The organism is Pseudomonas sp. G166 (assembly GCF_037027455.2).
Lineage (GTDB): Bacteria > Pseudomonadota > Gammaproteobacteria > Pseudomonadales > Pseudomonadaceae > Aquipseudomonas.
This window is the reverse complement of record NZ_CP146985.1, coordinates 4559102-4583870: the sequence shown is the minus strand read 5'-3', so window position 1 is coordinate 4583870 and position 24769 is coordinate 4559102. Positions and strand designations below refer to the sequence as shown.

Here is a 24769-nt window from a genome sequence, read left to right as displayed (position 1 = left end):
ACCCGCCCCACAGCCCTTGCAGCTTGCCGCCGCTTCCTGCAAAGTCGCGACCTTTTTGTCCGGTGGCTCTCCATCGCTGTGCTCTGAGGTAACGATGATAAATGCAGTAATTGCCGCGGTTGGCGTCATGCTGGTGCTCAGCCTGTCCCGCGTGCATGTGGTGATCGCGCTGATTGTCGGTGCGTTGGTGGGCGGCTTGACCGGTGGCCTGGGTATCGAGGGAACGCTCAAGGCCTTTAACGCCGGCCTTGGGGGCGGTGCGACGGTGGCGCTGTCCTACGCCTTGCTCGGTGCGTTCGCCGTGGCGATTGCCAAGTCCGGCATGGCCCATGCCCTGGCCGACAAAGCCCTGGCCTTGGTGGATCGCCAGGATGCCGCTGGCGGCTCGGGCGTCAAATGGGTCCTGATCGGTCTGCTGGGAACGGTCGCGGTCGCCTCCCAGAACATTTTGCCGATCCATATCGCCTTCATCCCGCTGCTGGTGCCGCCGCTTCTCTATGTGCTGACCAAGTTGCAGTTGGACCGCCGGTTGATCGCCTGCGTCATGACCTTCGGTCTGATCACGCCCTACATGTTCCTGCCGGTGGGGTTCGGCAATATCTTCCTTAACGAAATCCTCCTGGCCAACATCGCCCGCAGCGGTGTGGACGTCAGCGGCATCAACGTCACCCATGCCATGGGTATCCCGGCGTTGGGCATGGTGTTTGGCTTGCTGCTGGCGTTGTTCACCTATCGCAAGAAACGTGTCTACGACCTGAAGAAAATCGCCCGGGTCGAGCAAGTGGCCGTGCGTTACAACCCCATGAGCCTGCTGGTGGCAGGACTGGCGATTGTGGCGGCGTTCGCCGTCCAGCTGATGGTGGATTCGATGATCATAGGTGCCCTGGTCGGGTTCCTGATCTTCTCCGTATCGGGGGTGGTGCGCTGGCGTGAAACCGACGACTTGTTCACCGAGGGCATGAAAATGATGGCGATGATCGGTTTCATCATGATCGCCGCCTCGGGTTTTGCTGAAGTGATGAAGGCCACCGGTGAAGTCCAGAGCCTGGTGGAAACCTCGGCGGCCTGGATCGGCCACAACAAGGGCGTCGGAGCGCTGCTGATGCTGCTGGTGGGGTTGCTGGTGACCATGGGCATCGGCTCGTCGTTCTCCACGGTGCCGATCCTGGCGACGATTTTCGTGCCGCTGTGCCTGCAACTGGGTTTCAGCCCGTTGGCGATCGTCTGCATCGTCGGCACCGCCGGCGCCCTGGGCGACGCCGGCTCGCCTGCCTCGGACTCGACCCTGGGCCCGACCTCCGGCCTGAACATCGACGGCCAGCACCATCACATCTGGGACACCGTGGTCCCGACCTTCATCCATTACAACCTGCCGTTGCTGGCGTTTGGGTGGGTGGCGGCGATGGTGTTGTAGCCTCAAGACCGAGTCGCCTTCATCGCGAGCAAGCTCGCTCCCACATTGGATCCTGCGTGAACACGAAACTCGTGAGCAGCGCTGATCCCCTGTGGGAGCGAGCTTGCTCGCGATGGGGCCTTCCAATTCAGCAACCTTATTTGCTGACCGCTCGCGATAACCGTCCCACCTTGTCCTACAGTTTTCCCGTGCCTTGCCGTTAATACAGCTAACCACGCCAATAACACCTACAAGAGTGAACAGTATGCGCCTGAGCCTGAAGGCTAAAGTCCTGTCCCTGGCAGTACTGCCTGTATTGTTGTCCGCCGTGATCATCAGCCTGACCACGGCATTCATTCTGCAGGAACAGGCCGTCAAAGAGGTCCAGCAGACCCGCGAACGCCTGCTCAGCGAGGCCAAGGCTACGTTGCAGAACTACGTGGCGGTGGGGCTGACGGCCATCAAGCCGTTGTACGACGCGGCAGCGCCCGGTGATAACGAGGCGCGGGCCCAGGCGATCAAGCTGTTGTCGAACGTCAGCTATGGCAAGGATGGCTATTTCTTCGGCTACGACTCCGAAACCGTGCGCCTGTTCAAGGCCAACAGCCCCGACGGGGTGGGCAAGAGTTTCAAGGACAACCGTGACCCGAACGGTGTCTACGTCAACCGCGACCTGGTGAAAGTCGCCAAGGACGGAACCCACTATCTCGAATACAGCTCGCCACTGCCCAACAGCAAAGACCTGGTGCCTAAGCTCGGTTACACCGAATACCTGGCCAAGTGGGACATGGCGGTCGGTAGCTCGGTCAACCTGGACGGCATCGAAGCCCAAGTGGCGTTGGTGGAAACCAAAGTCCACGAGCGCCTGCAAGGTGTGGTGCTAAGTATTGTCGGGATCGCCGTCGTGGTGTTGCTGGTGATTGCGGTGGTGGGGATCGTGCTGGCCAATACCATTCTGCGGCCGCTGCACCTGATGAAAGACAACCTCGATGACATCGCCGCGGGCGAGGGCGACCTGACGCGCCGCCTGGCAATCACCAGCCAGGACGAACTCGGCCAACTGGCCGGTTCCTTCAACCGTTTCGTCGACAAGATCCACGGCCTGGTGCGGCAGATTACCGAGATGACTTCCCAACTGACCGGGCTGGTGACGCAGGTTTCCGAGCAGGCCCAGCGCTCCGAGCAGGCCATGGAACGCCAGCGTCACGAAACCGACCAGGTCGCCACGGCGATCAACGAAATGTCTTCGGCCGCCCAGGAAGTGGCCCGCAGCGCCCAGGGCGCGGCCGTCGCGGCCCAGCAGACCGACGAAGAAGGCCAGTCTGCCAAGCGCGTGGTGGCCGGCAGCATCCAGCAGATTCATGCGCTGGTGAACGATATTCGTAGCAGCGGCGTGTCCCTGGACAGCCTGCAGCAGGACGTGGCGTCGATTGTCAGTGTGCTTGGGGTGATTCGTTCGATCGCCGAGCAGACCAACCTGCTGGCCCTCAACGCTGCCATCGAGGCTGCTCGTGCCGGTGAAGCCGGGCGTGGGTTCGCGGTAGTGGCCGATGAAGTGCGGGCCCTGGCCAGCCGGACCCAGCAAAGCACCCAGGAAATCCAAGGCATGATCGACCGCCTGCAATCAGGCACCCATGCGGCGGTAGAAGCGATGCGTCGCTCCAGTGAGGCCGGCGAGGGCACGTCGGTGCGGGCCAACGAAGCCGGGGCATCCCTGGACACCATGGCGCAGTTGATCGGCACCATCAACTCGATGAACGCCCAGATCGCCAGCGCCGCTGAGGAACAGACCGCCGTGGCCGAGGAGATCAACCGCAGCGTGCATCAGATCGCCGTGGCGGTGGACAGCGTCGCCGACGAAACCCAGCTTGGCGCCCAGACCTCCCGCAGCCTCGCCGACCTGGGCCAGCGCCTGGGCAAACTGGTGGGGCAGTTCCGGATCTGACTATCAGGCAGGAGCTGCCGAAGGCTGCGATCTTTTGCTCTCGATCCAGATGTTTTCACCTGGGCAACCGGGTCCTATCGGGAAAGAAGGATCGCAGCCTTCGGCAGTTCGTGCCGAGGACTGGAAATACCTGTGGGAGCGAGCTTGCTCGCGATGGCGGCAGGTCAGTCACTGAAGGAGTTAGCTGTAAATCGCTATCGCGAGCAAGCTCGCACACATTGGCTATGTGGCGCTAGCACTGTCCCGGCCTTACGCTTCCCGCACATCCCGCATCAACAACCCGAACCGCAAATCCACCGCATCCGGAATCGGCAGGTACACCACATGCCCATCCCCCGGCGCCACGTCGATGCCCTGGCCCTTCACGTTCTGCAACTGATGCAGGTCGAAGTGAAAATTGCCCTTGGGCGTCATCAGTTCCATGTGGTCACCCAATTGGAAACGGTTCTTGACCCGCACCTCGGCCAAGCGTTCGCGCCGCTCGCCGGTCAGTTCTCCGACGAACTGCTGGCGTTCCGACACCGAGCTGCCGTTCTGGTAGTTCTGATACTCGTCATGCACATGGCGGCGTAGAAAACCTTCGGTGTAGCCGCGCTGGGCGAGGGACTCCAGGTCGGTCATCAAGCTGCGGTCAAACTCACGACCCGCGACCGCGTCATCGATGGCCCGGCGATACACCTGGGTGGTGCGTGCGCAATAGAAGTGCGACTTGGTCCGGCCTTCGATCTTCAGTGAGTGCACGCCCATGCGCGCCAGTCGCTCCACGTGCTGCACCGCTCGCAGATCCTTGGCGTTCATGATGTAGGTGCCATGTTCGTCCTCGAAGGCCGGCATGGACGCTTCCGGGCGGTTGGCCTCCTGGAGCAGGAATACCTGGTCGGTGGGCGCGCCGAGGCCCAGGGTCGGCTCGGGTTGATAGGTTTGCACGATGTCGCCCACGACGTTTTCCACCGCCGGTTGCGCCGAATACTTCCAGCGGCAGGCGTTGGTGCAACTGCCCTGGTTGGCGTCGCGCTTGTTCAGGTAGCCCGACAGCAGGCAGCGACCGGAATAAGCCATGCACAGGGCGCCGTGGACGAACACCTCCAGCTCCATGGCCGGCACCTGCTGGCGAATCTCGGCGATTTCCTCCAGGGACAGTTCCCGGGACAGGATGATCCGGCTCAAGCCCTGTTGCTGCCAGAACTCGACGCTCGCCCAGTTCACGGTATTGGCCTGCACCGACAGGTGAATCGGCATCTGCGGAAAGTGCCGGCGCACCAGCATGATCAGCCCCGGATCGGACATGATCAACGCGTCCGGCGCCATGGCTATCACCGGCTCCAGGTCCTTGAGGAAGGTACGCAGCTTGGCGTTGTGCGGGGCAATGTTCACCACCACGTAGAACCGCTTGCCCATGGCCTGGGCCTCACGAATGCCCAGGGCCAGGTTGGCGTGGTCGAATTCGTTATTGCGCACCCGCAGGCTGTAGCGCGGTTGGCCGGCGTACACCGCGTCGGCACCGTAGGCGAAGGCATAACGCATGTTTTTCAAGGTGCCGGCGGGAGCGAGCAGTTCGGGGGCGGCGAGGGTCATGGTGGCGTCAGGTCGCAAAAAGCGGCGAGGGTACGCCACTGTCGGTCCGGCGGTATTGATTTGGATCAATGCCGGGGGAGAAATGCGAAGGCACTCCGGCGAGTCCTGGCGGACTAATGTTTATCCCGCCTTTGGACATGGAACGCTGATGAATCGAAAGATGCTGCAAAACAAATCCCAGATGCTATTGCTTGTTCTCGTGACCCTCGCTTTCATCTGGATTCTGCTGCCGTTTTATGGCGCGGTGTTCTGGGCGGTGATCCTGGGTATCGTCTTTGCGCCGATGCAGCGCCGCCTGCAATTGAAGTTCGGCTGGCACCGCAACGTCACCTCGCTGTTCACCTTGAGCATTTGCGTGGTCAGTGCGATTTTACCGGTGATCATCATCAGTACCTTGCTGGTCCAGGAAGGCACGGCGTTGTACAAGAGCCTGGAAAGCGGAGAGCTGGACATTGCCGATTACCTGGCCCGTTTCAAGGATGCCTTGCCGCCGTACTTCCAGCACCTGCTGGACCGCTTCGGCCTGGGTAACCTGAACGGGTTGCGCGACAAGATCGTCAAGAGCGCGATGCAGGGCAGTGAGTTTTTCGCCACCCAGGCGTTCAGCTTCGGCCAGGGGACGTTCCAGTTCCTGGTCAGTTTCTTTGTCATGATTTATCTGCTGTTTTTTTTCCTGCGCGACGGCCCGGAACTGGTGCGCAAAGTGCGCATGGCCATTCCCTTGGCCGAACACCAGAAGCGCCGCCTACAGTTGAAATTCAACCGGGTGGTGCGCGCTACGGTAAAAGGCAATCTGCTGGTCGCCATCAGCCAGGGCGCGCTGGGCGGGCTGATCTTCTGGATCCTGGGCATCCCGACGGTATTGCCGTGGGCGGTGCTGATGGCGTTCCTGTCACTGTTGCCTGCTGTGGGGGCGGGCCTGGTCTGGGCGCCGGTGGCGGTGTATTTCCTGCTTTCCGGGGCGATCTGGCAGGGTGTGGTGCTGACGCTGTTCGGCGTATTCGTGATTGGCCTGGTGGACAACTTCCTGCGACCGATCCTGGTGGGCAAGGACACCAAGATGCCCGACTACATGGTGTTGGTCTCGACACTCGGCGGGCTGGCGGTGTTCGGGCTGAACGGCTTCGTGATCGGGCCGCTGATCGCCGCGCTGTTCATGTCCTGTTGGGCCTTGTTCGTCGAAAGTACACCGCGCATACAACTGCCCTAGACGTTCAGCACGTACGGGCCGATGCGTTGCGACAGGGCTTGGGCGGCGGGCAGTGAAGTCAGCGGACCGCTGATGGTCACGCCGTCCTGCACCAGATACCAGCAGGCCAGCAAACCGCGCTCCCGGAGTGGGGCGGGGACGGCACTGCCTATGACAGACATGATTTGAACCTTGGGCATGGGAACCTCCATCAATCGATGGGGTTACCTTACGACTCAGCCGGGGGGGCGAAAAATCAACAGGCTCGATAGTAGGAATCGATGCCGCTCAATCGACGACCAGGTCGAGCATGTGCACCACTTCCTGCTCGTTGAGCAGGCCCTTGCGAACCAGGTTCTCCGTCAGCAGGGAAAGGAACTTGGCGCTGCGATGGCCTTCCAGGTGCTTGAGTTCGGTCAGTGCGTTGTACACCTTGCTGGAGGTGCACAGGCCGACAATGCGGTGGGGATTTTGCGTGGGCATACCTTCGTCCTTGTTTTTATGAAGCTGTTGTTGACGGACCGCACCAGTTTGCGGTGCAGTCATGACACTGGGGTGACAGCTCGGGTTTTGGAAAAGAAAGCAGGATTCAGACCATAATGCCTTTTTGGCGCCGGATTATTGTTCCGGCAGCGACCTCGGCAAGCTTTTTCAGCCTGCGGCATTTTTATTCGCCCACGAAAAAGCCCCTGGATCTTTCGATTCAGGGGCTTGATTTGTCGCTATCTGGCTCCACGACCTGGACTCGAACCAGGGACCCAGTGATTAACAGTCACTTGCTCTACCAACTGAGCTATCGCGGAATGGCGCGTATGTTACTGATTGGAAAAGAGAAGTCAAGCTTCTATTGCCGAGCGGTAGATCCCGGATGCCCTTTGACGATCAATCAACGATTGGCAGTTACTGCCACGGCGGGAGAGGGCTACCATGGTCGCCCGGAAGTGGCAGGACGCGCTGCCGGCCATTCGCCGACATAAGGTACGCGCCATGAATCACCTGTTACCGCTTTACACCGCCAGCCGCACTGGGGTGTCGCTATGAGCACCGCGCAGATCAGTTTGCCCAAGGGTGTGGGGCCCCACGCCGAGAAACTCTACGACGCCATCACCCAGGCCGGCACCGCCGATGAGCTGAACCGTGCCGGGGGCAAGGCCGAAGGTTTCGTCCTGGGGCTGGAAAGTGCCAAGGCGATCAAGAGCCAGATTGCCGAGTCGCTGTATGTGATCTACGACGATGCGGCGAGTCAGCGGGCAACGGAGCTTTAGCCTCGCTGAAAGTGTTGTGCCGGGTGCTTTTGTGGCGAGGGGTACGCCTGACCTGGTAGTGACGCTAAAAAAAACGGGAAGCCAATGGCTTCCCGTTTTTCATCCGGCGCGAAAGTTTCAGATCACCTGAACGATGGCCTTGGTCACTGCCTCGATGTTGTTCTGGTTCAGCGCAGCCACGCAGATGCGACCGGTGTCCAGGGCATAGATGCCGAACTCGTTGCGCAGGCGCGTCACTTGTTCAACGGTCAGGCCGGAGTAGGAGAACATCCCGCTTTGGCGTGCGACGAAGCTGAAGTCGTGGTGCGGCGCGGCCTTGGCCAGCATGTCCACCATCTGGTTGCGCATGCCGCGAATCCGCAGGCGCATCTCGGCCAGTTCGGCTTCCCACTGGGCCCGCAGCTCAGGGCTGTTGAGCACGGCGGCGACGATGCTGGCGCCGTGGGTCGGTGGGTTGGAGTAGTTGGTGCGGATCACGCGCTTGACCTGGGACAGCACGCGGGCACTTTCTTCCTTCGATTCGCTGACGATCGACAGGGCGCCAACGCGTTCGCCGTACAGCGAGAACGACTTGGAGAACGAGCTGGACGCGAAGAAGGTCAGGCCCGACTCGGCGAACAGGCGCACGGCCGCTGCGTCTTCGTCGATGCCATCGCCAAAGCCCTGGTAGGCCATGTCCAGGAACGGCACGTGGTTCTTGGCCTTGATCACAGCCAGTACGTTTTTCCAGTCTTGCGGGCTCAGGTCCACGCCGGTCGGGTTGTGGCAGCAGGCATGCAGCACAACGATCGAGCGCTCGGGCAGGGCGTTGAGGTCTTCCAGCAGGCCGCTGCGGTTCACGTCATGGGTGGCGGCGTCGTAGTAGCGGTAGTTCTGCACCGGGAAGCCGGCGGTTTCGAACAGGGCGCGGTGGTTTTCCCAGCTCGGGTCGCTGATGGCTACAACGGCGTCCGGCAGCAGTTGCTTGAGGAAGTCGGCACCGATCTTCAGTGCGCCGGTGCCGCCCACGGCCTGGGTGGTGATGACACGGCCGGAGGCGATCAGCGGGGAGTCCTTGCCAAACAACAAGGTCTGCACTGCCTGGTCATAGGCTGCAATGCCGTCGATTGGCAGGTAACCACGGGAAACGTGCTGAGCCACGCGAATCGTCTCGGCTTCGACAACGGCGCGCAGGAGTGGAATGCGCCCTTCTTCGTTGCAGTAAACACCTACGCCCAAGTTGACCTTATTGGTACGGGTGTCGGCGTTGAATGCTTCGTTGAGGCCCAGGATGGGGTCGCGGGGTGCCAATTCGACAGCGGAAAACAGGCTCATTATTGCGCGGCTCTGAATGGAGTGAGGGGGACGTGTCGCGCTCCAGCCGGATGCACTAGAGCGGTGCACAAACGGGGAGCTAGTATAGAGGCCATCACCCGGCACGGCGACAGGCGATTCTGCTTTTGCGGTAAGTATTTTCGATTTTTTTCGACCGTTAGTCCCTTCTCTGCGTCAAAGTCTGCAAGGCGTGTAGGACGTTCGTCTTGAAAGCGAGGGCATTCACCTCCACATTGTGTGCATCCCAGCTTTTTCCTCGGACGGCATCAGTCGTTTCGGTCTTTCTCGTCCCTGTCGGCTGGCCGACAGGGGTGAACCCAGAGGTTATGTCATGTCTGAATTCCAGCTAGTCACCCGATTCCAGCCTGCCGGCGACCAGCCGGAAGCCATCCGCCTGATGGTCGAAGGCATCGAGGCGGGGCTGGCGCACCAGACGCTGCTCGGTGTGACCGGCTCGGGCAAGACCTTCAGCATCGCCAACGTAATCGCCCAGGTGCAGCGCCCGACCCTGGTGCTGGCACCGAACAAGACCCTGGCGGCGCAGTTGTACGGTGAGTTCAAGGCGTTCTTCCCGAACAACGCGGTGGAGTATTTCGTCTCTTATTACGACTACTACCAGCCCGAGGCCTACGTGCCGTCGTCGGACACCTTCATCGAGAAGGACGCCTCGATCAACGACCACATCGAACAGATGCGGCTGTCGGCGACCAAGGCGCTACTGGAGCGCAAGGACGCGATCATCGTCACCACCGTGTCGTGCATCTACGGTCTGGGCAGCCCGGAAACCTACCTGAAAATGGTCTTGCACGTGGATCGCGGCGACAAGCTCGACCAGCGCGCCCTGGTGCGCCGCCTGGCGGACTTGCAGTACACCCGCAACGACATGGATTTCGCTCGGGCGACGTTCCGGGTGCGTGGCGATGTGATCGACATCTACCCGGCGGAATCGGACCTCGAAGCGATCCGCATCGAGCTGTTCGACGATGAAGTAGAGAGCATTTCCGCGTTCGACCCGCTGACCGGCGAAGTCATCCGCAAGCTGCCGCGTTTCACCTTCTACCCCAAGAGCCACTACGTGACGCCGCGGGAAACCCTGCTGGACGCCATTGAAGGCATCAAGGTCGAACTGCAGGAGCGCCTGGAATACCTGCGTTCGAACAACAAGCTGGTGGAAGCCCAACGTCTGGAGCAGCGGACCCGCTTTGACCTGGAGATGATCCTGGAGCTGGGCTACTGCAACGGCATCGAAAACTACTCGCGCTACCTGTCAGGCCGCCCGGCGGGTGCGCCACCGCCCACCTTGTATGACTATCTGCCGGCCGATGCCTTGCTGGTGATCGACGAGTCCCACGTCAGCGTGCCCCAGGTCGGCGCGATGTACAAAGGCGACCGTTCGCGCAAGGAAACCCTGGTGGAATACGGCTTCCGTCTGCCCTCGGCCCTGGACAACCGGCCGATGCGCTTCGACGAATGGGAAAGTGTGAGCCCGCAGACGATTTTTGTCTCGGCCACCCCAGGCAACTATGAGGCCGAACATGCCGGGCGAGTGATCGAGCAACTGGTGCGGCCGACCGGGCTGGTCGACCCACAGATCGAAGTGCGCCCGGCGCTGACCCAGGTCGATGACCTGCTCTCGGAAATCACCAAGCGCGTGGCATTGGAGGAAAGGGTGCTGGTCACTACGCTGACCAAGCGCATGGCCGAAGACCTGACCGATTACCTGGCCGATCATGGCGTACGGGTGCGCTACCTGCACTCGGACATCGACACGGTGGAGCGGGTTGAAATTATCCGCGACCTGCGCCTGGGCACCTTCGACGTGCTCGTGGGCATCAACCTGCTGCGCGAAGGCCTGGACATGCCCGAGGTGTCGCTGGTGGCGATTCTCGACGCCGATAAGGAAGGTTTCCTGCGTTCCGAGCGCTCGTTGATCCAGACCATCGGTCGCGCCGCACGTAACCTCAATGGGCGGGCGATTCTCTATGCCGACCGCATCACCGGTTCGATGGAGCGGGCCATCGGCGAGACCGAGCGCCGTCGCGACAAGCAGATCGCCTTTAACCTGGCCAACGGCATCACGCCCAAAGGGGTGTTCAAGGACGTTGCCGACATCATGGAAGGTGCCACCGTACCCGGCTCGCGCAGCAAAAAGCGCAAGGGCATGGCCAAGGCCGCCGAAGAGAGCGCTCGCTACGAAGCCGAATTGCGCTCACCGAGCGAGATCGCCAAGCGTATCCGTCAGTTGGAAGAGAAGATGTACCAACTGGCCCGGGACCTGGAGTTCGAGGCGGCGGCGCAGTTGCGCGATGAGATTGGCAAGTTGCGCGAGCGGTTGCTGACTGTCTGAGGTTTTGTGGCGATTTTAAGGGCCTCATCGCGAGCAGGCTCGCTCCCTCATTGGGCCGTGTCCAGTCCGGACAACTGGGTGCCCTGTGGGCGCGAGCTTGCTCGCGATGGGCGCGATTCGGTCTAACGTCTGGCCACACAAATCCCGCTCTCACTGGAGCCCGCCTACCATCGCCTGTTACCATTCGCCCCCTGTTTCATCTTCGCTTTTATATTCTTTTCGAGACATGCCATGACCACCGTCCGCACCCGCATCGCGCCTTCGCCCACTGGCGATCCCCATGTCGGCACCGCTTACATCGCTTTGTTCAACTATTGCTTTGCCAAGCAGCATGGCGGTGAGTTCATCCTGCGGATCGAGGACACCGACCAGTTGCGTTCGACTCGCGAGTCTGAACAACAGATCTTCGACGCCCTGCGCTGGCTGGGCATCGACTGGAGCGAAGGTCCGGACGTTGGCGGCCCGCATGGTCCGTATCGCCAGAGCGAACGTGGCGATATCTACCAGCAGTATTGCCAGCAACTGGTGGACATGGGGCACGCATTCCCGTGCTTCTGCACCGCCGAAGAGCTGGACCAGATGCGCGCCGAGCAGATGGCCCGTGGCGAAACCCCGCGCTACGACGGCCGCGCGCTGCTGCTGTCCAAGGAAGAAGTCGCCCGTCGCCTGGCCGCCGGCGAGCCCCATGTAATCCGCATGAAGGTGCCGACCGAAGGCGTCTGCGTGGTGCCGGACATGCTGCGGGGCGATGTCGAGATCCCGTGGGATCGCATGGACATGCAAGTGCTGATGAAGACCGATGGCCTGCCGACGTACTTCCTGGCGAACGTGGTCGACGATCACCTGATGGGCATCACTCACGTATTGCGCGGGGAAGAATGGTTGCCGTCGGCACCGAAATTGATCCTGCTCTACGAATACTTCGGCTGGGAGCAACCGCAGCTGTGCTACATGCCGCTGCTGCGTAACCCGGACAAGAGCAAGCTGTCCAAACGCAAGAACCCGACCTCGGTGACGTTCTACGAGCGCATGGGTTTCATGCCCGAGGCAATGCTCAACTACCTGGGCCGCATGGGCTGGTCGATGCCGGACGAGCGCGAGAAGTTTTCGCTGCAGGAAATGGTCGAGCATTTCGACCTGTCGCGGGTGTCCCTGGGTGGGCCGATCTTCGACGTCGAGAAGCTGTCGTGGCTCAACGGTCAGTGGCTGCGGGACTTGCCGGTGGAAGAATTCGCTGCGCGTGTGCAGAAGTGGGCGTTGAATCCTGAGTACATGATGAAGATCGCGCCCCATGTGCAGGGCAGGGTGGAGACGTTCAGCCAGATCGCTCCACTGGCTGGTTTCTTCTTTGCCGGTGGCGTGACGCCGGATGCGAAGCTGTTCGAATCCAAGAAGCTGTCGGGTGATCAGGTACGCCAGTTGATGCAGTTGATTCTGTGGAAACTGGAAAGCCTGCGCCAATGGGAAAAGGACAGCATCACCGCAACCATTCAGGCGGTTGTCGAACACCTGGAGTTGAAGCTGCGCGATGCCATGCCGTTGATGTTCGCCGCCATTACCGGCCAGGCCAGTTCGGTGTCGGTGCTCGATGCGATGGAAATTCTCGGGCCGGATCTGACCCGTTTCCGCCTGCGCCAGGCCATCGACTTGCTCGGTGGCGTGTCGAAGAAGGAAAACAAGGAGTGGGAAAAACTGCTCGGCGCGATTGCCTGAACGCTCGATGAGGCAGGACATACCCCGGTTTTCCGGGGTTTGTCGGTAAGTGATTGTTATCCCGGCAAAAAACTTTCAAATTTGTTGAAAATAAATTTGACAGCCCTCCGATACGCCCTTAAGATTCGCCCCGTCCTCAGCGATGAGGGGCTATAGCTCAGCTGGGAGAGCGCTTGCATGGCATGCAAGAGGTCGACGGTTCGATCCCGTCTAGCTCCACCAATTTATACTTCAAGGCCTGGCCACACGGGGCTTGAAGCGATCAACACTCAGCGTTGATCAGTTGTATAGAAGGGTTTGCGTCCCCTTCGTCTAGTGGCCTAGGACACCGCCCTTTCACGGCGGTAACAGGGGTTCGAGTCCCCTAGGGGACGCCAGTTTTACAGAAGCGATGTTGCAAGATGTCGCTCCGCCGCGAGGCGAAAAATCCGGGGCTATAGCTCAGCTGGGAGAGCGCTTGCATGGCATGCAAGAGGTCGACGGTTCGATCCCGTCTAGCTCCACCAATTTACAGGTTCAAGGTCTGGCCACACCGGCCTTGAGTCGATCAGTTCTCAGCGCTGATCACGTTCAGAAGGTTTGTGTCCCCTTCGTCTAGTGGCCTAGGACACCGCCCTTTCACGGCGGTAACAGGGGTTCGAGTCCCCTAGGGGACGCCACGATTACCCGCTCTGCGGGATTTATAGGGGTCATTCAATTCTTGAATGGCCCTTTTGTTTGTCTGGCGTTCGGCCAATTCCCTTATCCTTGAGAGAGTCTTCTGACCAGCGGTCAAAATTTCCGCTTGCGGAAAATTATTATGGGAATAATATTTCAATCGTAATATTCGGAGGCGACGATGAGCGATAAAAAGGCACAAACCCGTGAACGCATTCTCAAGGCGGCCAGCGATGCGCTGATCCAGCGTGGGCCGGCTGAACCGAGCGTGGGCGAGGTGATGGGCGCGGCCGGGCTGACGGTGGGCGGTTTTTATGCCCATTTCGAAAGCAAAGATGCCTTGATGCTGGAGGCGTTCAAGCAATTGCTCAATCGGCGCCGCGGCTTGATCGCCGACATGGACAGCGAACTGACAGGCGAAGAGCGGCGCGCGCTGGTCGCGGCGTTCTATCTGTCACGAAAGCACCGCGACTCTACCGAGCACGCCTGTCCGATTCCTGCGTCGGTTGGCGAACTGGGCAGGCTGCCAGATGCATTTCGTGAGGTGCTCAATGAGCATATTGAACTGATGGTCGCGCAACTGGCGGCCAGCCCGGAGGACGCCGACAAGGCCCTGGCCGACATCGCCTTGATGGTGGGCGGCCTGGCCTTGGCACGCGCCCTGGGCCCTGGAGAGTTATCGGATCGTTTGCTGCGCGCCGCCAAGTCGGCGGTGCAATGAGCTGAGGCGCAAGCCCTGGAGATGAGCGATGAACAGGTTGAGCTGGATTCGTGGCGTCAATGGCACCCTTGGCTGGGTGGCGCCGCGCCTGATAGCAAAGAAGATGCGACTGCTGTTCATGCGTCCCCGAGACTTGCCGCCGCGGGATTGGGAATTGCCATTGCTGGCAACCTCCGAGCGCATCACCTTGCGCTTCGGTCTGTCGGCCTTGCGCTGGGGCAAAGGCCCGACCGTCTTGGTGATGCACGGCTGGGAAGGGCGACCTACACAGTTCGCGGCGCTGATCACGGCACTGGTGGACGCCGGCTACACGGTGGTGGCGCTGGACGGTCCGGCCCATGGCCGCTCACCTGGACGCGAGGCCAATGTCTTGTTGTTCGCCAGGGCCATGCTCGAAGCCGCGGCTGAGTTGCCGCCGCTGCAAGCCGTGATCGGGCATTCCATGGGCGGCGCCAGTGCCATGCTCGCGGTTCAGTTGGGGTTGCGGACCGAGACCCTGGTCAGCATCGCTGCACCTGCGCGCATTCTGGGCGTGTTGCGCGGGTTCGCCCGGATGATGGGGCTGCCGCCCAAGGCCCGTTCAGCCTTCATTCGCCTGGTGGAAAACGATGTGGGCATGCGGGCCGAGAAAATGGACGTCGCCCATTACCAACTGGACGTGCCTGGGTTGATCGTCCATGCCGACGACGACACCTTCGTCTCGGTCAAGGAATCGCAACTGATTCACGAGGCCTGGTTCGACAGCCGCTTGCTGCGCTTGCCACAGGGCGGGCACCAGCGGGTGCTGGCCGATCCGCGTGTCATTGATGGTGTGTTGTCACTGCTGGCCGGGCGCAGCCTGCAAGCGCGCCAATCGGCTTGATCTGTGGGAGCAAGGCTGCCCGCGATGGCGGTCAAGCGCGGATCCGTTACACTGCCCCCAACCATATTCGACCGGGAGAGGGGCATGGGCTGGGATCGGGCAACGCCGTTCATCATTGATCTTCAAGTAAATGCCGAAGACATCGACGGGCTGGGCCACGCCAATAACGCGGTATACGTCACCTGGCTCGAGCGCTGTGCCTGGCGCCATTCCCAGCGCCTGGGGCTGGATCTGGTGGAGTATCGGCGGCTGGACCGCGCCATGGCGGTGGTGCGGCATGAAATCGATTACCTGGCGGCTGCCTATGAAGGCGACGAGTTGCAATTAGCGACCTGGATCGTCGATTGGGACCAGCGGTTGAAGATGACCCGGCATTTCCAACTGATCCGCCCCAGCGACAACACCACCTTGCTGCGGGCCCAGACCACATTTGTCTGCATTGAACTGTCCACTGGCAGGCCCAAGCGCATGCCGCCGGAGTTCATCGAGGGTTATGGTGTGGCGCTGAATCCATCTGGCATCTTCATAGATTGACCCACCGCTATCGCGAGCAGGCTCGCTCCCACAGGGATTTGTGGCGGGCTCCAATTCTGTAAACACATTGGAACCATTGTGGGAGCGAGCCTGCTCGCGATGACGGCAGCACATCCAACATCAATGCAAGCTGACCCACCGTTTTCGCGAGCAAGCCCGCTCCCACAGGGGATTTGTGGTGAATACCGGCTATGTGAGCAAAATCCGGTAAACTGCCGCACGTTTTTTCGTTGAGTGTGTTTTTCCATGCAAATTGCCCTGGCGCCCATGGAGGGGTTGGTCGACAACATCCTGCGGGACGTCCTGACCCGTGTTGGTGGTATCGACTGGTGCGTCACCGAATTCATTCGCGTCAATGACCGTCTGCTCACGCCAGCCTATTTCCATAAGCTCGCCCCCGAATTGCTGACCGGTGCCCAAACGGCTGCCGGCGTGCCGTTGCGGGTGCAGTTGCTCGGCTCCGACCCGGTGTGCCTGGCGGAAAACGCGGCGTTGGCCTGCGAGTTGGGCTCAGAAGTTATTGACCTGAACTTCGGTTGCCCGGCCAAGACCGTGAATAAATCCCGGGGCGGGGCGGTGTTGCTCAAGGAGCCGGAGCTGCTCAACGAAATCGTCGAGCATGTACGTCGCGCGGTGCCGAAACACATCCCGGTCACCGCCAAGATGCGCCTGGGGTTCGACAGCCCGGATGGTGCGCTGGTCTGTGCCACGGCGTTGGCCGAAGGCGGCGCGGCGCACATTGTGGTGCATGCGCGAACCAAGACCGACGGCTACAAGCCCCCGGCCCACTGGGAGTGGATCCCGCGGGTCCAGGAAGTGGTCAAGGTGCCGGTATTCGCCAATGGCGATATCTGGAGCGTGGAAGACTGGCGCCGTTGCCGCGAAATCAGCGGCGTGGAAGACATCATGCTCGGTCGTGGCCTGGTTTCCCGTCCTGACCTGGCCCGGCAGATCGCTGCGGCCCGGGCGGGTGAGGAAGTGGTCGAGATGTCCTGGGCCGAACTGCAACCGATGCTCCAGGACTTCTGGGTGCAGGTGGTCGAACAACTGACACCCCGCCAAGCGCCGGGTCGGTTGAAGCAATGGCTGGCAATGCTGACCCGCAATTATCCCGAAGCGGTGCAGCTGTTTACCGCTCTGCGCCGTGAAACCGAGCTGGATGCGGTAGGTCATTTGCTGGGTGTGCGGCACACCGAAGCAGCTTGAAAAAAATTCAAAAAAAGCTCTTGAAAAGTTTTTGGCGGACCCTAGATAAGGGTTACGCGATGCCGAATTCGGGTCGCGGAGACAAAAAAACTTGCTGAATTTTTCAGGAGATTTGAATCATGAGTACTGCATTTTCGCTGGCCCCTCTGTTCCGTTCCTCGGTGGGTTTCGACCGTTTCAACGACCTGTTCGAGACCGCCCTGCGCAATGAGCCGGGCAGCAGCTATCCGCCCTACAATGTGGAAAAACATGGTGATGACGAGTACCGCATCGTGGTCGCCGCCGCTGGGTTCCAGGAAGAAGACCTGGACCTGCAAGTGGAAAAAGGTGTGCTGACCATCAGCGGTGGCAAACGCGAAGCGAGCAACGACAGCGTGACCTATCTGCACCAGGGCATTGCCCAGCGTGCGTTCAAGCTGTCCTTCCGGTTGGCCGATCATATCGAGATCAAGTCTGCCGGCCTGAGCAACGGTCTGTTGAGCATCGACCTGTTGCGGGTGATTCCGGAAGAGGCCAAGGCCAAGCGCATCCCGATCAATGGGGTGCAGCAGCAACCCGCGCTGCAAAACTGATGCATCACTACTGAAGAAGGGCGCCAGATGGCGCCCTTTTTCATTGTGGAGATTCCATTGTGGTCTTGCATCACGGCAACAACCGCTCGAACGCCTCCAGCGGCAACGGCCGGCTATGCAGGTAACCCTGGTACAAATGGCAATCAAGCCCTTGCAGGAAATGCAGCTGCTCCAGGGTTTCCACACCTTCGGCAATCATTTCCAGGTTGAGGCTGCGGGCCATGGCGACGATGGCGCGGATGATTTCGGCGTCGTTAGGGTCGCTGGTGGCGTCGCGCACGAATGATTGGTCGATTTTCAACGTGTCCACCGGCAGGCGTTTGAGGTAGGTCAGCGACGAATAACCGGTGCCGAAATCGTCCATGGCGAAACTGACCCCCAGTTTTTTCAGCCGGCGCATCTTGCCGATGGTGTCGTCCAGGTTCTGGATGACGATGCCTTCAGTGATTTCCAGCTTCAGCATGGCGCAGGGCAGGCCGTGGGTGGCGAGGCAGGTTTCAATGCGCTCGACGAAGTCACTCTGGCGGAACTGCCGTGGGCTGATGTTCACGCACAGGCTGAACCGCTGCGGATCGACTTTGCCCCTGGCGATCAGTTGCTTGAAGCCGTCGCAAGCCTCGTCGAGGATCCAGGTCCCGACCTCCAGGATCAGTCCGCTGTCTTCCAGCACTTTGATGAACTCGTTGGGCGATTGCGCACCCAGGTCCGGGTGATGCCAGCGGACCAGGGCTTCGGCGCCGATGATGCGGTTGTCCCGGGCGTCGACCTGGGGTTGGAAATGCACGCTGAACTCGCCGCGGGCAAGGGCCTGGCGCAGGTCGGTTTCCATGCGCAAGCGTTCGCTGGCGGCTTTTTGCATGGTGGCGTGGAACATCTGCGAGGTATTGCGCCCCGAATCCTTGGCGCGGTACAGCGCAATGTCGGCGCGCTTGAGCAGGTCGGTCGGGGTGGAGCCGTGGTCGGGAATCAGTGCCATGCCGATACTCGGCGTGACTTGCAGGCGCTGGCCATCGAGGAACATCGGCTCCGAGAGCAATTCGCGCAGGGTGTCGGCCAAGCTCTGCACTTGTGCGCTGACAGCGGCGCGGCTGCCTTCCAGGCCGCTGAGCAGTACGACGAATTCGTCGCCGCCCAGCCGCGCGACGGTATCTTCCAGGCGCACACTGGCTTCCAGGCGTGCGGTAATGATTTTCAGCACCGTGTCACCCACCGGGTGACCGAGCGAGTCGTTGATGTGCTTGAAGTGGTCCAGGTCCAGAAACAGCAGGGCACCACGCAGGTTATGACGCTTGAGCAGGGCGATCTGCTGGCTCAACCGGTCCATCAGCAAGGCTCGGTTGGGCAGGTTGGTCAGTGAGTCGTGATAGGCCAGGTGGCGTATCTGCGCTTCGGCATTGCGCAACAGGCTGACGTCTCGGGCCGTCAGCAGCAGGCAGGCTGTTTCGTTGAGCGTGATGGGCTCCACTGAGACTTCCACGGTGAGTATTTCCCCGCGTTTGTTGCGCCCGAGCATTTCCAGGTGATGCACGCGGCCCTTGAGCTGCAGCTCGGCCAGCAGCAGCGCGCGCTGCTTTTCTTCGGCCCAGATCCCCACCTCATAGACTGTGTGCCCGATCACTTCGTCGGCGCGGTAGCCGGTGAGGCGGCAGAAGCCATCGTTGACCTCCAGGTAGCGGCCGCTTTCGTGTTCGGTGATGGTGATGGCGTCGGGGCTGGAGTGAAACGCCTTGGCGAATTTTTCCTCGCTGGCCTTCAGGGCCGCTTCGGAGCGCTGTTGTTGGGTGATATCGCGCAAGGTGGTGACGATGCAGGGTTGGTTGCCGACGTTGATCTGCCGGCTGGAAATCACACAGGTCAGCGGTTGACCGTTCTTATGGTGGACGAGGATGGCGACATTGTTCAGTGATTGCTCGCGGATTACCCGTTCGATGCGTTGCAGGCTGCTGCCCGAGGCGTCCCAGAGACCGATTTCGTCGGCGCTGAGGCCGATCACGTCGCTGGCCGCCCAGCCGAATGTCTGGGTAAAGCTGGAATTGATTTCGAGAAACCGCCCGCTGTCCTGATGGGTGACGCAGATCGGATCGGGACTGACCTGGAACAGCGTGGCGAATTTTTCCTCCGATGCCGCCAGGCTCTGTTCGCGTTCGACCTGGTCGGTGATGTCCAGCAAGGTGCCGGCCATGCGCAAGGGGCTGCCGTCGTCGTTGCGGTAGAGGCGGGCGCGGCTTTCCAGATAGCGCGAACTGCCGTCCGGCAGTTGTACACGGTAGGTCAGTTGATAATTGCCCGCCGGGCCTTCCCTCAGGCTGCGGTAGGCGTTACGCATATTGTTGCGTTCTTCAGTGGGTACCCCATCGAAAAACGCGTCGAATGACTCGTGGAACGGCTTGGGCTCCAGGCCGTGGAGCTGCGCGGCTCGTGCGGAGCCGTAAAGCATGCCGCTGGGAATGTGCCAGTCCCAAGTGCCCAGTTGCGCCGAGTCGAGGGCCAGGTCCAGGCGTTCCTGGCTGTCCTTGAGGGCCTGTTCGGCCAGTTTGCGCTCGGTGGTGTCGAGGAAGGTGCTCAGCAGGTAGGGCTGGCCTTCGAGTTCGACTTTCTGTGCGCTGAGAATACCGTTGTGGACCTGGCCGTTACTGGCCCGGAACTCCACCTCCATGCTCACCAGTTCGCCCTTGGCCTTTGTCGCTTCCACCAGCTTTGTCCGTTGCGCTGGGTCGACCCACAACCCCAGCTCCAGGGTGGTGCGACCAATCACGTCCTGTACCGGCCAGCCAAACAGGCTTTCGAAATACTGGTTGGCCTCGCTGATCAGGCCGTCTTCCTGACGCGTCAGCAATACCATGTTGGGGCACAGGTGAAACAACGTGGCAAAGCGCTTTTCCGAGCTGCGCAGTGCTTGTTCGCGTTCGCGCTGATGGGTGATCTCGCGGATCACCCCGATCATTCGGGGGCGGCCATGTTTGTCAGGCAGCACGCTGCCACTGATCTCCAGCCAGTGCAGGGTGCCATCAGGCCAGACAATGCGGTGGTGCATCGCCTGTTCCAGGGGCACGCCGGCCACTGCGGCGTGAAAGGCCCGCAGGGCTTTGGCCCGGTCTTCGGGTAGCAACAGGTCGAGGTAGTCCACGTCCGCCGGCAAGGGTTGGCGCGGATCGAAGCCGAACAGCGCCTGGGTGCCCCGGGACCAACTGATCTGCCCGGTATCGATGTCCCATGACCAGGCCCCCAGCCGCGCGCCGTTCAGGGCGGCCAGCAACTGCGGTGCGCTGTCCCAGCTTTGCTCGGACCGTTTCGGGTCGAGCGCCTGAATACGCGGCAGAGGCGGGAGGTGGTCAGCGGGTTTGGGCATTATCTAGCGAGCCTTGGGCAGATTGGGCGTTAGGCACGGGTATGGCGGCTCTATAGGAGTAGCACAACCTATGCCGTTGTCCCTGGCAGATCGATTTGTGCGTCCAGTAAGGCCATGAAAGCCCGTGCAGCATTCGACAGCGTCCGTTCGGTGTGCAGGATATAGCCTAGCTCGCGACTGAGCTGTATGCCCGGCAAAGGGATGCGCGCCACCTGTTCGTCGAGCATGGTGCGCGGCAGAACGCTCCAGGCCAGGCCGATGGAAACCATCATCTTTATCGTTTCCAGATAATTTGTGCTCATGGCGATGTTTGGCGTCAGGCCCTGGGCTTCGAACAGCCGTCGCACGATGTGGTGGGTAAAGGTATTGCCGCCGGGGAACACCGCCGGGTGCAAGGCAATGTCCGCCAGGCTGACCGCACCGTTGAGCAATGCATGTTCCGGGGCCACCACGAAATCCAGGGGGTCGTCCCACACTGGCGTGGCCCGTACCAGTGAGTGCGGTTCGGGTGCGAGGGTGATGACTGCCAGTTCAGCCCGGCCATGAAGGATCTCTTCATAGGCCACTTCCGAATCCAGGAACTGAATGTCCAGCGCCACCTGTGGGTAGCGGCGAGTGAACTCCCTTAATAGAGGCGGCAGGCGGTGCAGGCCGATGTGGTGGCTGGTGGCGAGCGTCAGGCGGCCGGTCACTTCGCCGGTCAGGTTGGTCAGGGCGCGGCGGGTGTCGTCCAGCACGTTGAGGATCTGATAGGCCCGTGGCAACAGCGCCCGGCCGGCCTCGGTCAGGCCCACTTCACGGCCGAGGCGGTCGAACAGACGCACCTTGAGCTGTTGTTCCAGCCCGGCGATACGCTTGCTGATGGCCGGCTGGGTCAGGTGCAGGCGTTCACCGGCGCCGGAGAAACTGCCGGTCTCGGCGATGGCAATAAAGGCATTGAGATTGGCGAGGTCCATGGCGTTTCGCTCGGATTCCAGTTGGTTATGCAAAGTATGAAAAATATGAATTTGAGTTATTTAATGTAACCCCATAGGATCAGCCTCACAAGCCAAGGGGTTATTGATTCGCTCAGGACCCGGGGCATAGAAACAAGCTGATGAGGAAACCGTCTGATGGCCGGCAAAACGCTCTACGACAAGCTCTGGGATTCGCATTTGGTCAAGCAGCGCGACGATGGTTCGGCGCTGATCTACATCGATCGTCACATCATCCACGAAGTGACTTCGCCGCAGGCCTTCGAAGGCCTGCGTCTGGCCGGGCGCAAGCCGTGGCGCATCGATGCCAATATCGCGACCCCGGACCACAACGTACCGACCACGCCGGAGCGCAAGGGCGGCATCGAAGCCATTGCCGACCAGGTCTCGCGCTTGCAGGTGCAGACCCTCGACGATAACTGTGACGAATACGGCATCGTCGAATTCAAGATGAATGACGTGCGCCAGGGCATCGTCCACGTCATCGGCCCGGAGCAGGGCGCGACCTTGCCGGGCATGACCGTGGTCTGCGGCGACTCCCACACCTCGACCCACGGTGCGTTCGGTGCCTTGGCCCACGGCATTGGCACCTCCGAGGTCGAGCACGTGCTCGCCACCCAGTGCCTGGTCGCCAAGAAAATGAAAAACATGCTGGTGCGCGTCGAGGGCAAGCTGCCGTTCGGCGTGACCGCCAAGGACATCGTCCTGGCCGTGATCGGCAAGATTGGCACCGCTGGTGGTAACGGCCATGCCATTGAGTTCGCCGGCAGCGCGATTCGCGACCTGTCTGTCGAAGGCCGCATGACGATCTGCAACATGTCCATCGAGGCCGGTGCCCGCGTCGGCCTGGTGGCCGCCGATGAAAAAACCGTGGAATACGTCAAGGGCCGCCCGTTTTCACCAAAAGGTGCCGAATGGGACATGGCAGTCGAAGCCTGGAAAGACTTGGTCTCCGATGCCGATGCGAAATTCGACACTGTAGTCGAACTCGACGCGACCCAGATCAAGCCGCAAGTCAGCTGGGGCACTTCCCCGGAAATGGTCTTGGCGGTGGACCAGAACGTACCGGATCCTGCCAAGGAAATGGACCTGGTCAAGCGCGACTCCATCGTCCGCGCCCTGAAGTACATGGGTTTGAGTGCAAACCAGGCGATCACCGACATTCAGCTCGATCGCGTGTTCATTGGTTCCTGCACCAACTCGCGGATCGAAGACCTGCGCGCCGCTGCAGTGATCGCCAAGGGCCGCAAGGTCGCCTCGACCATCAAGCAGGCCATCGTGGTGCCGGGCTCAGGCCTGGTCAAAGCCCAGGCCGAAGCGGAAGGGCTGGACAAGATTTTCCTCGAAGCCGGTTTCGAATGGCGTGAGCCAGGGTGCTCGATGTGCCTGGCGATGAACCCGGATCGTTTGGAGTCGGGCGAGCATTGCGCGTCCACCTCCAACCGTAACTTCGAAGGCCGTCAGGGCGCCGGTGGCCGTACGCACCTGGTGAGCCCGGCCATGGCCGCGGCGGCGGCTGTCAACGGCCGTTTCGTCGACGTCCGCGAATTGATCTGAAGGAGCGCAGCATGAAAGCTTTTACCCAGCACACCGGTCTTGTCGCGCCTTTGGATCGTGCCAACGTCGACACCGACCAGATCATTCCCAAGCAGTTCTTGAAGTCCATCAAGCGCACCGGCTTCGGCCCGAACCTGTTCGACGAGTGGCGCTACCTGGATGTCGGCCAGCCGTACCAGGACAACTCCAAGCGGCCGTTGAACAAGGATTTCGTACTCAACGCCGAGCGTTACCAAGGCGCCAGCGTGTTGCTGGCCCGTGAGAACTTCGGCTGCGGTTCGAGCCGTGAACACGCGCCATGGGCATTGGAAGAGTACGGTTTTCGCAGCATCATCGCGCCGAGCTACGCCGACATCTTCTTCAACAACAGCTTCAAGAACGGTTTGCTGCCGATCATTCTGAGCGACGCTGAGGTGGATGAGCTGTTCCAGCAGGTCGAGGCTAACCCGGGCTACCAATTGCAGATCGACCTGGCGGCCCAGACCGTGACCCGTCCTGACGGCAAGGTATTGAGTTTCGAGATCGACGCGTTCCGCAAGCATTGCCTGCTCAACGGCCTGGACGACATTGGCTTGACCTTGCAGGACGGCGAGGCGATTGCCGCGTTCGAGGCCAAGCATCGGGCGAGCCAGCCTTGGTTGTTTCGCGATGCTTGATGGATTGTGATGTAGGCAGTACCGGCCTCATCGCGAGCAAGCTCGCTCCCACATTGGATTTGCGGCGTTCACAAAGCCCCTGTGGGAGCGAGCTTGCTCGCGATGGGGCCCGCCCAGGCAAGACAAAACCACAAGGACATCCCATGACCAGCACCGCCCACAGTCAGGTTGTACAAAAGCAATTCGGTGAACAGGCCTCGGCCTACCTGAGCAGTGCCGTGCACGCCCAGGGCGCCGAGTTCGCGCTGCTACAGGCTGAGCTGGCGGGCCGTAGCGATTCCCGGGTGCTGGACCTGGGCTGCGGCGCTGGTCATGTGAGTTTCCACGTCGCGCCACTGGCCGCCGAAGTGGTGGCCTACGATTTGTCCCAGCAAATGCTCGACGTCGTCGCCGCCGCGGCAGTGGATCGAGGCATGGGTAACATCACCACTGTACGCGGTGCCGCCGAGCGCCTGCCGTTCGCCGATGCTGAGTTCGACTTCGTGTTCAGCCGCTACTCGGCGCATCATTGGAGCGACCTGGGCCTGGCGTTGCGGGAAGTGCGCCGGGTGCTCAAGCCGGGCGGCGTGGTGGCGTTCATCGATGTCCTGTCGCCCGGCATGCCATTGCTGGACACGTACCTGCAAAGTGTCGAAGTGCTGCGCGACACCAGCCATGTGCGCGATTATTCGGCCGGTGAATGGCTGCGCCAGGTCAGCGAAGCGGGGTTGCACACCCGCAGCACCGCACGCCAACGCCTGCGCCTGGAATACCGCTCCTGGGTCGAGCGCATGCGCACCCCCGAGGTAATGCGTGCGGCGATTCTCGAGCTGCAGCGTTCGATGGGCGCTGAAGTGCGTGAATATTTTGAGATTGAGGCCGATGGTTCGTTCAGTACAGATGTACTGGTGCTGTGGGCCGAGCGATAGCATTTTTCCCGGCCCGTCCAAGGTTACAAAGC

The 24769-nt window shown here is 61.0% G+C and carries 20 protein-coding genes and 5 tRNA genes; 18 read left to right on the top strand and 7 right to left on the bottom strand.

What is annotated here, in order from left to right; genetic code table 11:
- The first annotated feature begins 97 nt into the window (after nucleotides 1-97).
- Both SGN16_RS20090 and SGN16_RS20085 read left to right on the top strand, forming a co-directional pair.
- Entirely contained in the window at nucleotides 98-1414 is a 1317-nt protein-coding gene (locus SGN16_RS20090; RefSeq protein WP_210645352.1) for a Na+/H+ antiporter NhaC family protein, read from the top strand.
- 244 nt (nucleotides 1415-1658) lie between these two features.
- Nucleotides 1659-3338: a methyl-accepting chemotaxis protein gene (locus SGN16_RS20085; RefSeq protein WP_210639664.1), complete on the top strand. Its 1680-nt coding sequence runs from the start codon at nucleotides 1659-1661 to the stop codon at nucleotides 3336-3338.
- A 249-nt stretch (nucleotides 3339-3587) separates the two neighbouring features.
- Here SGN16_RS20085 and yegQ read toward each other — a convergent pair whose 3' ends face one another.
- On the bottom strand, nucleotides 3588-4913 hold the full coding sequence (yegQ, locus tag SGN16_RS20080) for a tRNA 5-hydroxyuridine modification protein YegQ (RefSeq protein WP_210639663.1): 1326 nt from the start codon (nucleotides 4911-4913) through the stop codon (nucleotides 3588-3590).
- Between the two features lie 148 nt (nucleotides 4914-5061).
- On the opposite strand from yegQ, the gene SGN16_RS20075 reads away from it, so the two are divergent.
- A complete protein-coding gene (locus tag SGN16_RS20075) occupies nucleotides 5062-6123 on the top strand; it encodes an AI-2E family transporter (protein WP_210639661.1) in 1062 nt (353 codons plus the stop codon).
- Here the strand turns inward: SGN16_RS20075 and SGN16_RS20070 are convergent.
- The 3 genes from SGN16_RS20070 to SGN16_RS20060 all read right to left on the bottom strand — a co-directional run bounded on the left by SGN16_RS20070 (nucleotide 6120) and on the right by SGN16_RS20060 (nucleotide 6905).
- Complete coding sequence (locus tag SGN16_RS20070) at nucleotides 6120-6302, bottom strand: hypothetical protein (RefSeq protein WP_335944499.1); 183 nt, start codon at nucleotides 6300-6302, stop codon at nucleotides 6120-6122. The genes SGN16_RS20075 and SGN16_RS20070 overlap by 4 nt on opposite strands.
- A gap of 88 nt (nucleotides 6303-6390) precedes the next feature.
- Complete coding sequence (locus tag SGN16_RS20065; RefSeq protein ID WP_210639658.1) at nucleotides 6391-6585, bottom strand: hypothetical protein; 195 nt, start codon at nucleotides 6583-6585, stop codon at nucleotides 6391-6393.
- 244 nt (nucleotides 6586-6829) lie between these two features.
- Nucleotides 6830-6905 (bottom strand) — tRNA-Asn (locus tag SGN16_RS20060).
- A gap of 234 nt (nucleotides 6906-7139) precedes the next feature.
- Here SGN16_RS20060 and SGN16_RS20055 point away from each other — a divergent pair.
- The gene (locus SGN16_RS20055; protein ID WP_210639657.1) at nucleotides 7140-7367 is read left to right on the top strand and encodes a hypothetical protein; all 228 of its coding nucleotides are present in this window, start codon (nucleotides 7140-7142) and stop codon (nucleotides 7365-7367) included.
- Nucleotides 7368-7484: 117 nt separating this feature from the next.
- Here SGN16_RS20055 and SGN16_RS20050 read toward each other — a convergent pair whose 3' ends face one another.
- Nucleotides 7485-8681 carry an amino acid aminotransferase gene (locus SGN16_RS20050; protein WP_210639656.1) on the bottom strand — a complete coding sequence of 399 codons (1197 nt, stop codon included), beginning with the start codon at nucleotides 8679-8681 and terminating at the stop codon, nucleotides 7485-7487.
- A 331-nt stretch (nucleotides 8682-9012) separates the two neighbouring features.
- On the opposite strand from SGN16_RS20050, the gene uvrB reads away from it, so the two are divergent.
- The 11 genes from uvrB (at nucleotide 9013) to SGN16_RS19995 (ending at nucleotide 17293) form a co-directional block, all read left to right on the top strand.
- Nucleotides 9013-11028, top strand: a complete 2016-nt coding sequence (gene uvrB, locus SGN16_RS20045; protein ID WP_210639655.1) for an excinuclease ABC subunit UvrB — start codon at nucleotides 9013-9015, stop codon at nucleotides 11026-11028.
- A 231-nt stretch (nucleotides 11029-11259) separates the two neighbouring features.
- Complete coding sequence (gene gltX, locus SGN16_RS20040) at nucleotides 11260-12741, top strand: glutamate--tRNA ligase (protein ID WP_335944498.1); 1482 nt, start codon at nucleotides 11260-11262, stop codon at nucleotides 12739-12741.
- A 146-nt stretch (nucleotides 12742-12887) separates the two neighbouring features.
- A tRNA-Ala gene (locus SGN16_RS20035) sits at nucleotides 12888-12963 on the top strand.
- A 79-nt stretch (nucleotides 12964-13042) separates the two neighbouring features.
- Nucleotides 13043-13118, top strand: a tRNA-Glu gene (locus SGN16_RS20030).
- 53 nt (nucleotides 13119-13171) lie between these two features.
- Nucleotides 13172-13247, top strand: a tRNA-Ala gene (locus SGN16_RS20025).
- Nucleotides 13248-13324: 77 nt separating this feature from the next.
- A tRNA-Glu gene (locus tag SGN16_RS20020) sits at nucleotides 13325-13400 on the top strand.
- A gap of 179 nt (nucleotides 13401-13579) precedes the next feature.
- Entirely contained in the window at nucleotides 13580-14119 is a 540-nt protein-coding gene (locus SGN16_RS20015) for a TetR/AcrR family transcriptional regulator (RefSeq protein ID WP_210639653.1), read from the top strand.
- A gap of 28 nt (nucleotides 14120-14147) precedes the next feature.
- Nucleotides 14148-14981, top strand: a complete 834-nt coding sequence (locus SGN16_RS20010) for an alpha/beta fold hydrolase (RefSeq protein ID WP_335944497.1) — start codon at nucleotides 14148-14150, stop codon at nucleotides 14979-14981.
- A gap of 84 nt (nucleotides 14982-15065) precedes the next feature.
- Nucleotides 15066-15515, top strand: a complete 450-nt coding sequence (locus tag SGN16_RS20005) for a thioesterase family protein (RefSeq protein ID WP_210639650.1) — start codon at nucleotides 15066-15068, stop codon at nucleotides 15513-15515.
- Between the two features lie 246 nt (nucleotides 15516-15761).
- The gene (locus tag SGN16_RS20000) at nucleotides 15762-16721 is read left to right on the top strand and encodes a tRNA-dihydrouridine synthase (RefSeq protein WP_335944496.1); all 960 of its coding nucleotides are present in this window, start codon (nucleotides 15762-15764) and stop codon (nucleotides 16719-16721) included.
- Nucleotides 16722-16840: 119 nt separating this feature from the next.
- Entirely contained in the window at nucleotides 16841-17293 is a 453-nt protein-coding gene (locus SGN16_RS19995; RefSeq protein WP_335944495.1) for an Hsp20 family protein, read from the top strand.
- Nucleotides 17294-17363: 70 nt separating this feature from the next.
- On the opposite strand, the gene SGN16_RS19990 is transcribed toward SGN16_RS19995, so the two are convergent.
- Together SGN16_RS19990 and SGN16_RS19985 are read right to left on the bottom strand one after the other, a co-directional pair.
- On the bottom strand, nucleotides 17364-20642 hold the full coding sequence (locus SGN16_RS19990; protein WP_210639647.1) for an EAL domain-containing protein: 3279 nt from the start codon (nucleotides 20640-20642) through the stop codon (nucleotides 17364-17366).
- 68 nt (nucleotides 20643-20710) lie between these two features.
- Complete coding sequence (locus tag SGN16_RS19985; RefSeq protein WP_210639646.1) at nucleotides 20711-21598, bottom strand: LysR family transcriptional regulator; 888 nt, start codon at nucleotides 21596-21598, stop codon at nucleotides 20711-20713.
- A gap of 156 nt (nucleotides 21599-21754) precedes the next feature.
- On the opposite strand from SGN16_RS19985, the gene leuC reads away from it, so the two are divergent.
- The 3 genes from leuC (at nucleotide 21755) to SGN16_RS19970 (ending at nucleotide 24737) form a co-directional block, all read left to right on the top strand.
- Nucleotides 21755-23173 carry a 3-isopropylmalate dehydratase large subunit gene (gene leuC / locus SGN16_RS19980; protein ID WP_003203866.1) on the top strand — a complete coding sequence of 473 codons (1419 nt, stop codon included), beginning with the start codon at nucleotides 21755-21757 and terminating at the stop codon, nucleotides 23171-23173.
- An 11-nt stretch (nucleotides 23174-23184) separates the two neighbouring features.
- The gene (gene leuD / locus SGN16_RS19975) at nucleotides 23185-23829 is read left to right on the top strand and encodes a 3-isopropylmalate dehydratase small subunit (RefSeq protein ID WP_003179749.1); all 645 of its coding nucleotides are present in this window, start codon (nucleotides 23185-23187) and stop codon (nucleotides 23827-23829) included.
- 143 nt (nucleotides 23830-23972) lie between these two features.
- Nucleotides 23973-24737 (top strand): class I SAM-dependent methyltransferase, encoded by a 765-nt coding sequence (locus SGN16_RS19970; RefSeq protein WP_335944494.1) that lies wholly within the window; start codon nucleotides 23973-23975, stop codon nucleotides 24735-24737.
- Nucleotides 24738-24769 lie beyond the last annotated feature (32 nt).

Coding starts and splice junctions, on each gene's coding strand:
- uvrB (WP_210639655.1), top strand. CDS start 9,013: ATGTCTGAATTCCAGCTAGTCACCCGATTCCAGCCTGCCGGCGACCAG.
- SGN16_RS19985 (WP_210639646.1), bottom strand. CDS start 21,598: ATGGACCTCGCCAATCTCAATGCCTTTATTGCCATCGCCGAGACCGGC.
- SGN16_RS19970 (WP_335944494.1), top strand. CDS start 23,973: ATGACCAGCACCGCCCACAGTCAGGTTGTACAAAAGCAATTCGGTGAA.
- gltX (WP_335944498.1), top strand. CDS start 11,260: ATGACCACCGTCCGCACCCGCATCGCGCCTTCGCCCACTGGCGATCCC.
- SGN16_RS20000 (WP_335944496.1), top strand. CDS start 15,762: ATGCAAATTGCCCTGGCGCCCATGGAGGGGTTGGTCGACAACATCCTG.
- SGN16_RS20050 (WP_210639656.1), bottom strand. CDS start 8,681: ATGAGCCTGTTTTCCGCTGTCGAATTGGCACCCCGCGACCCCATCCTG.
- yegQ (WP_210639663.1), bottom strand. CDS start 4,913: ATGACCCTCGCCGCCCCCGAACTGCTCGCTCCCGCCGGCACCTTGAAA.
- SGN16_RS20070 (WP_335944499.1), bottom strand. CDS start 6,302: ATGCCCAAGGTTCAAATCATGTCTGTCATAGGCAGTGCCGTCCCCGCC.
- SGN16_RS20015 (WP_210639653.1), top strand. CDS start 13,580: ATGAGCGATAAAAAGGCACAAACCCGTGAACGCATTCTCAAGGCGGCC.
- SGN16_RS19995 (WP_335944495.1), top strand. CDS start 16,841: ATGAGTACTGCATTTTCGCTGGCCCCTCTGTTCCGTTCCTCGGTGGGT.
- SGN16_RS20085 (WP_210639664.1), top strand. CDS start 1,659: ATGCGCCTGAGCCTGAAGGCTAAAGTCCTGTCCCTGGCAGTACTGCCT.
- SGN16_RS20075 (WP_210639661.1), top strand. CDS start 5,062: ATGAATCGAAAGATGCTGCAAAACAAATCCCAGATGCTATTGCTTGTT.
- SGN16_RS20065 (WP_210639658.1), bottom strand. CDS start 6,585: ATGCCCACGCAAAATCCCCACCGCATTGTCGGCCTGTGCACCTCCAGC.
- SGN16_RS19990 (WP_210639647.1), bottom strand. CDS start 20,642: ATGCCCAAACCCGCTGACCACCTCCCGCCTCTGCCGCGTATTCAGGCG.
- SGN16_RS20005 (WP_210639650.1), top strand. CDS start 15,066: ATGGGCTGGGATCGGGCAACGCCGTTCATCATTGATCTTCAAGTAAAT.
- SGN16_RS20010 (WP_335944497.1), top strand. CDS start 14,148: ATGAACAGGTTGAGCTGGATTCGTGGCGTCAATGGCACCCTTGGCTGG.
- leuC (WP_003203866.1), top strand. CDS start 21,755: ATGGCCGGCAAAACGCTCTACGACAAGCTCTGGGATTCGCATTTGGTC.
- SGN16_RS20055 (WP_210639657.1), top strand. CDS start 7,140: ATGAGCACCGCGCAGATCAGTTTGCCCAAGGGTGTGGGGCCCCACGCC.
- leuD (WP_003179749.1), top strand. CDS start 23,185: ATGAAAGCTTTTACCCAGCACACCGGTCTTGTCGCGCCTTTGGATCGT.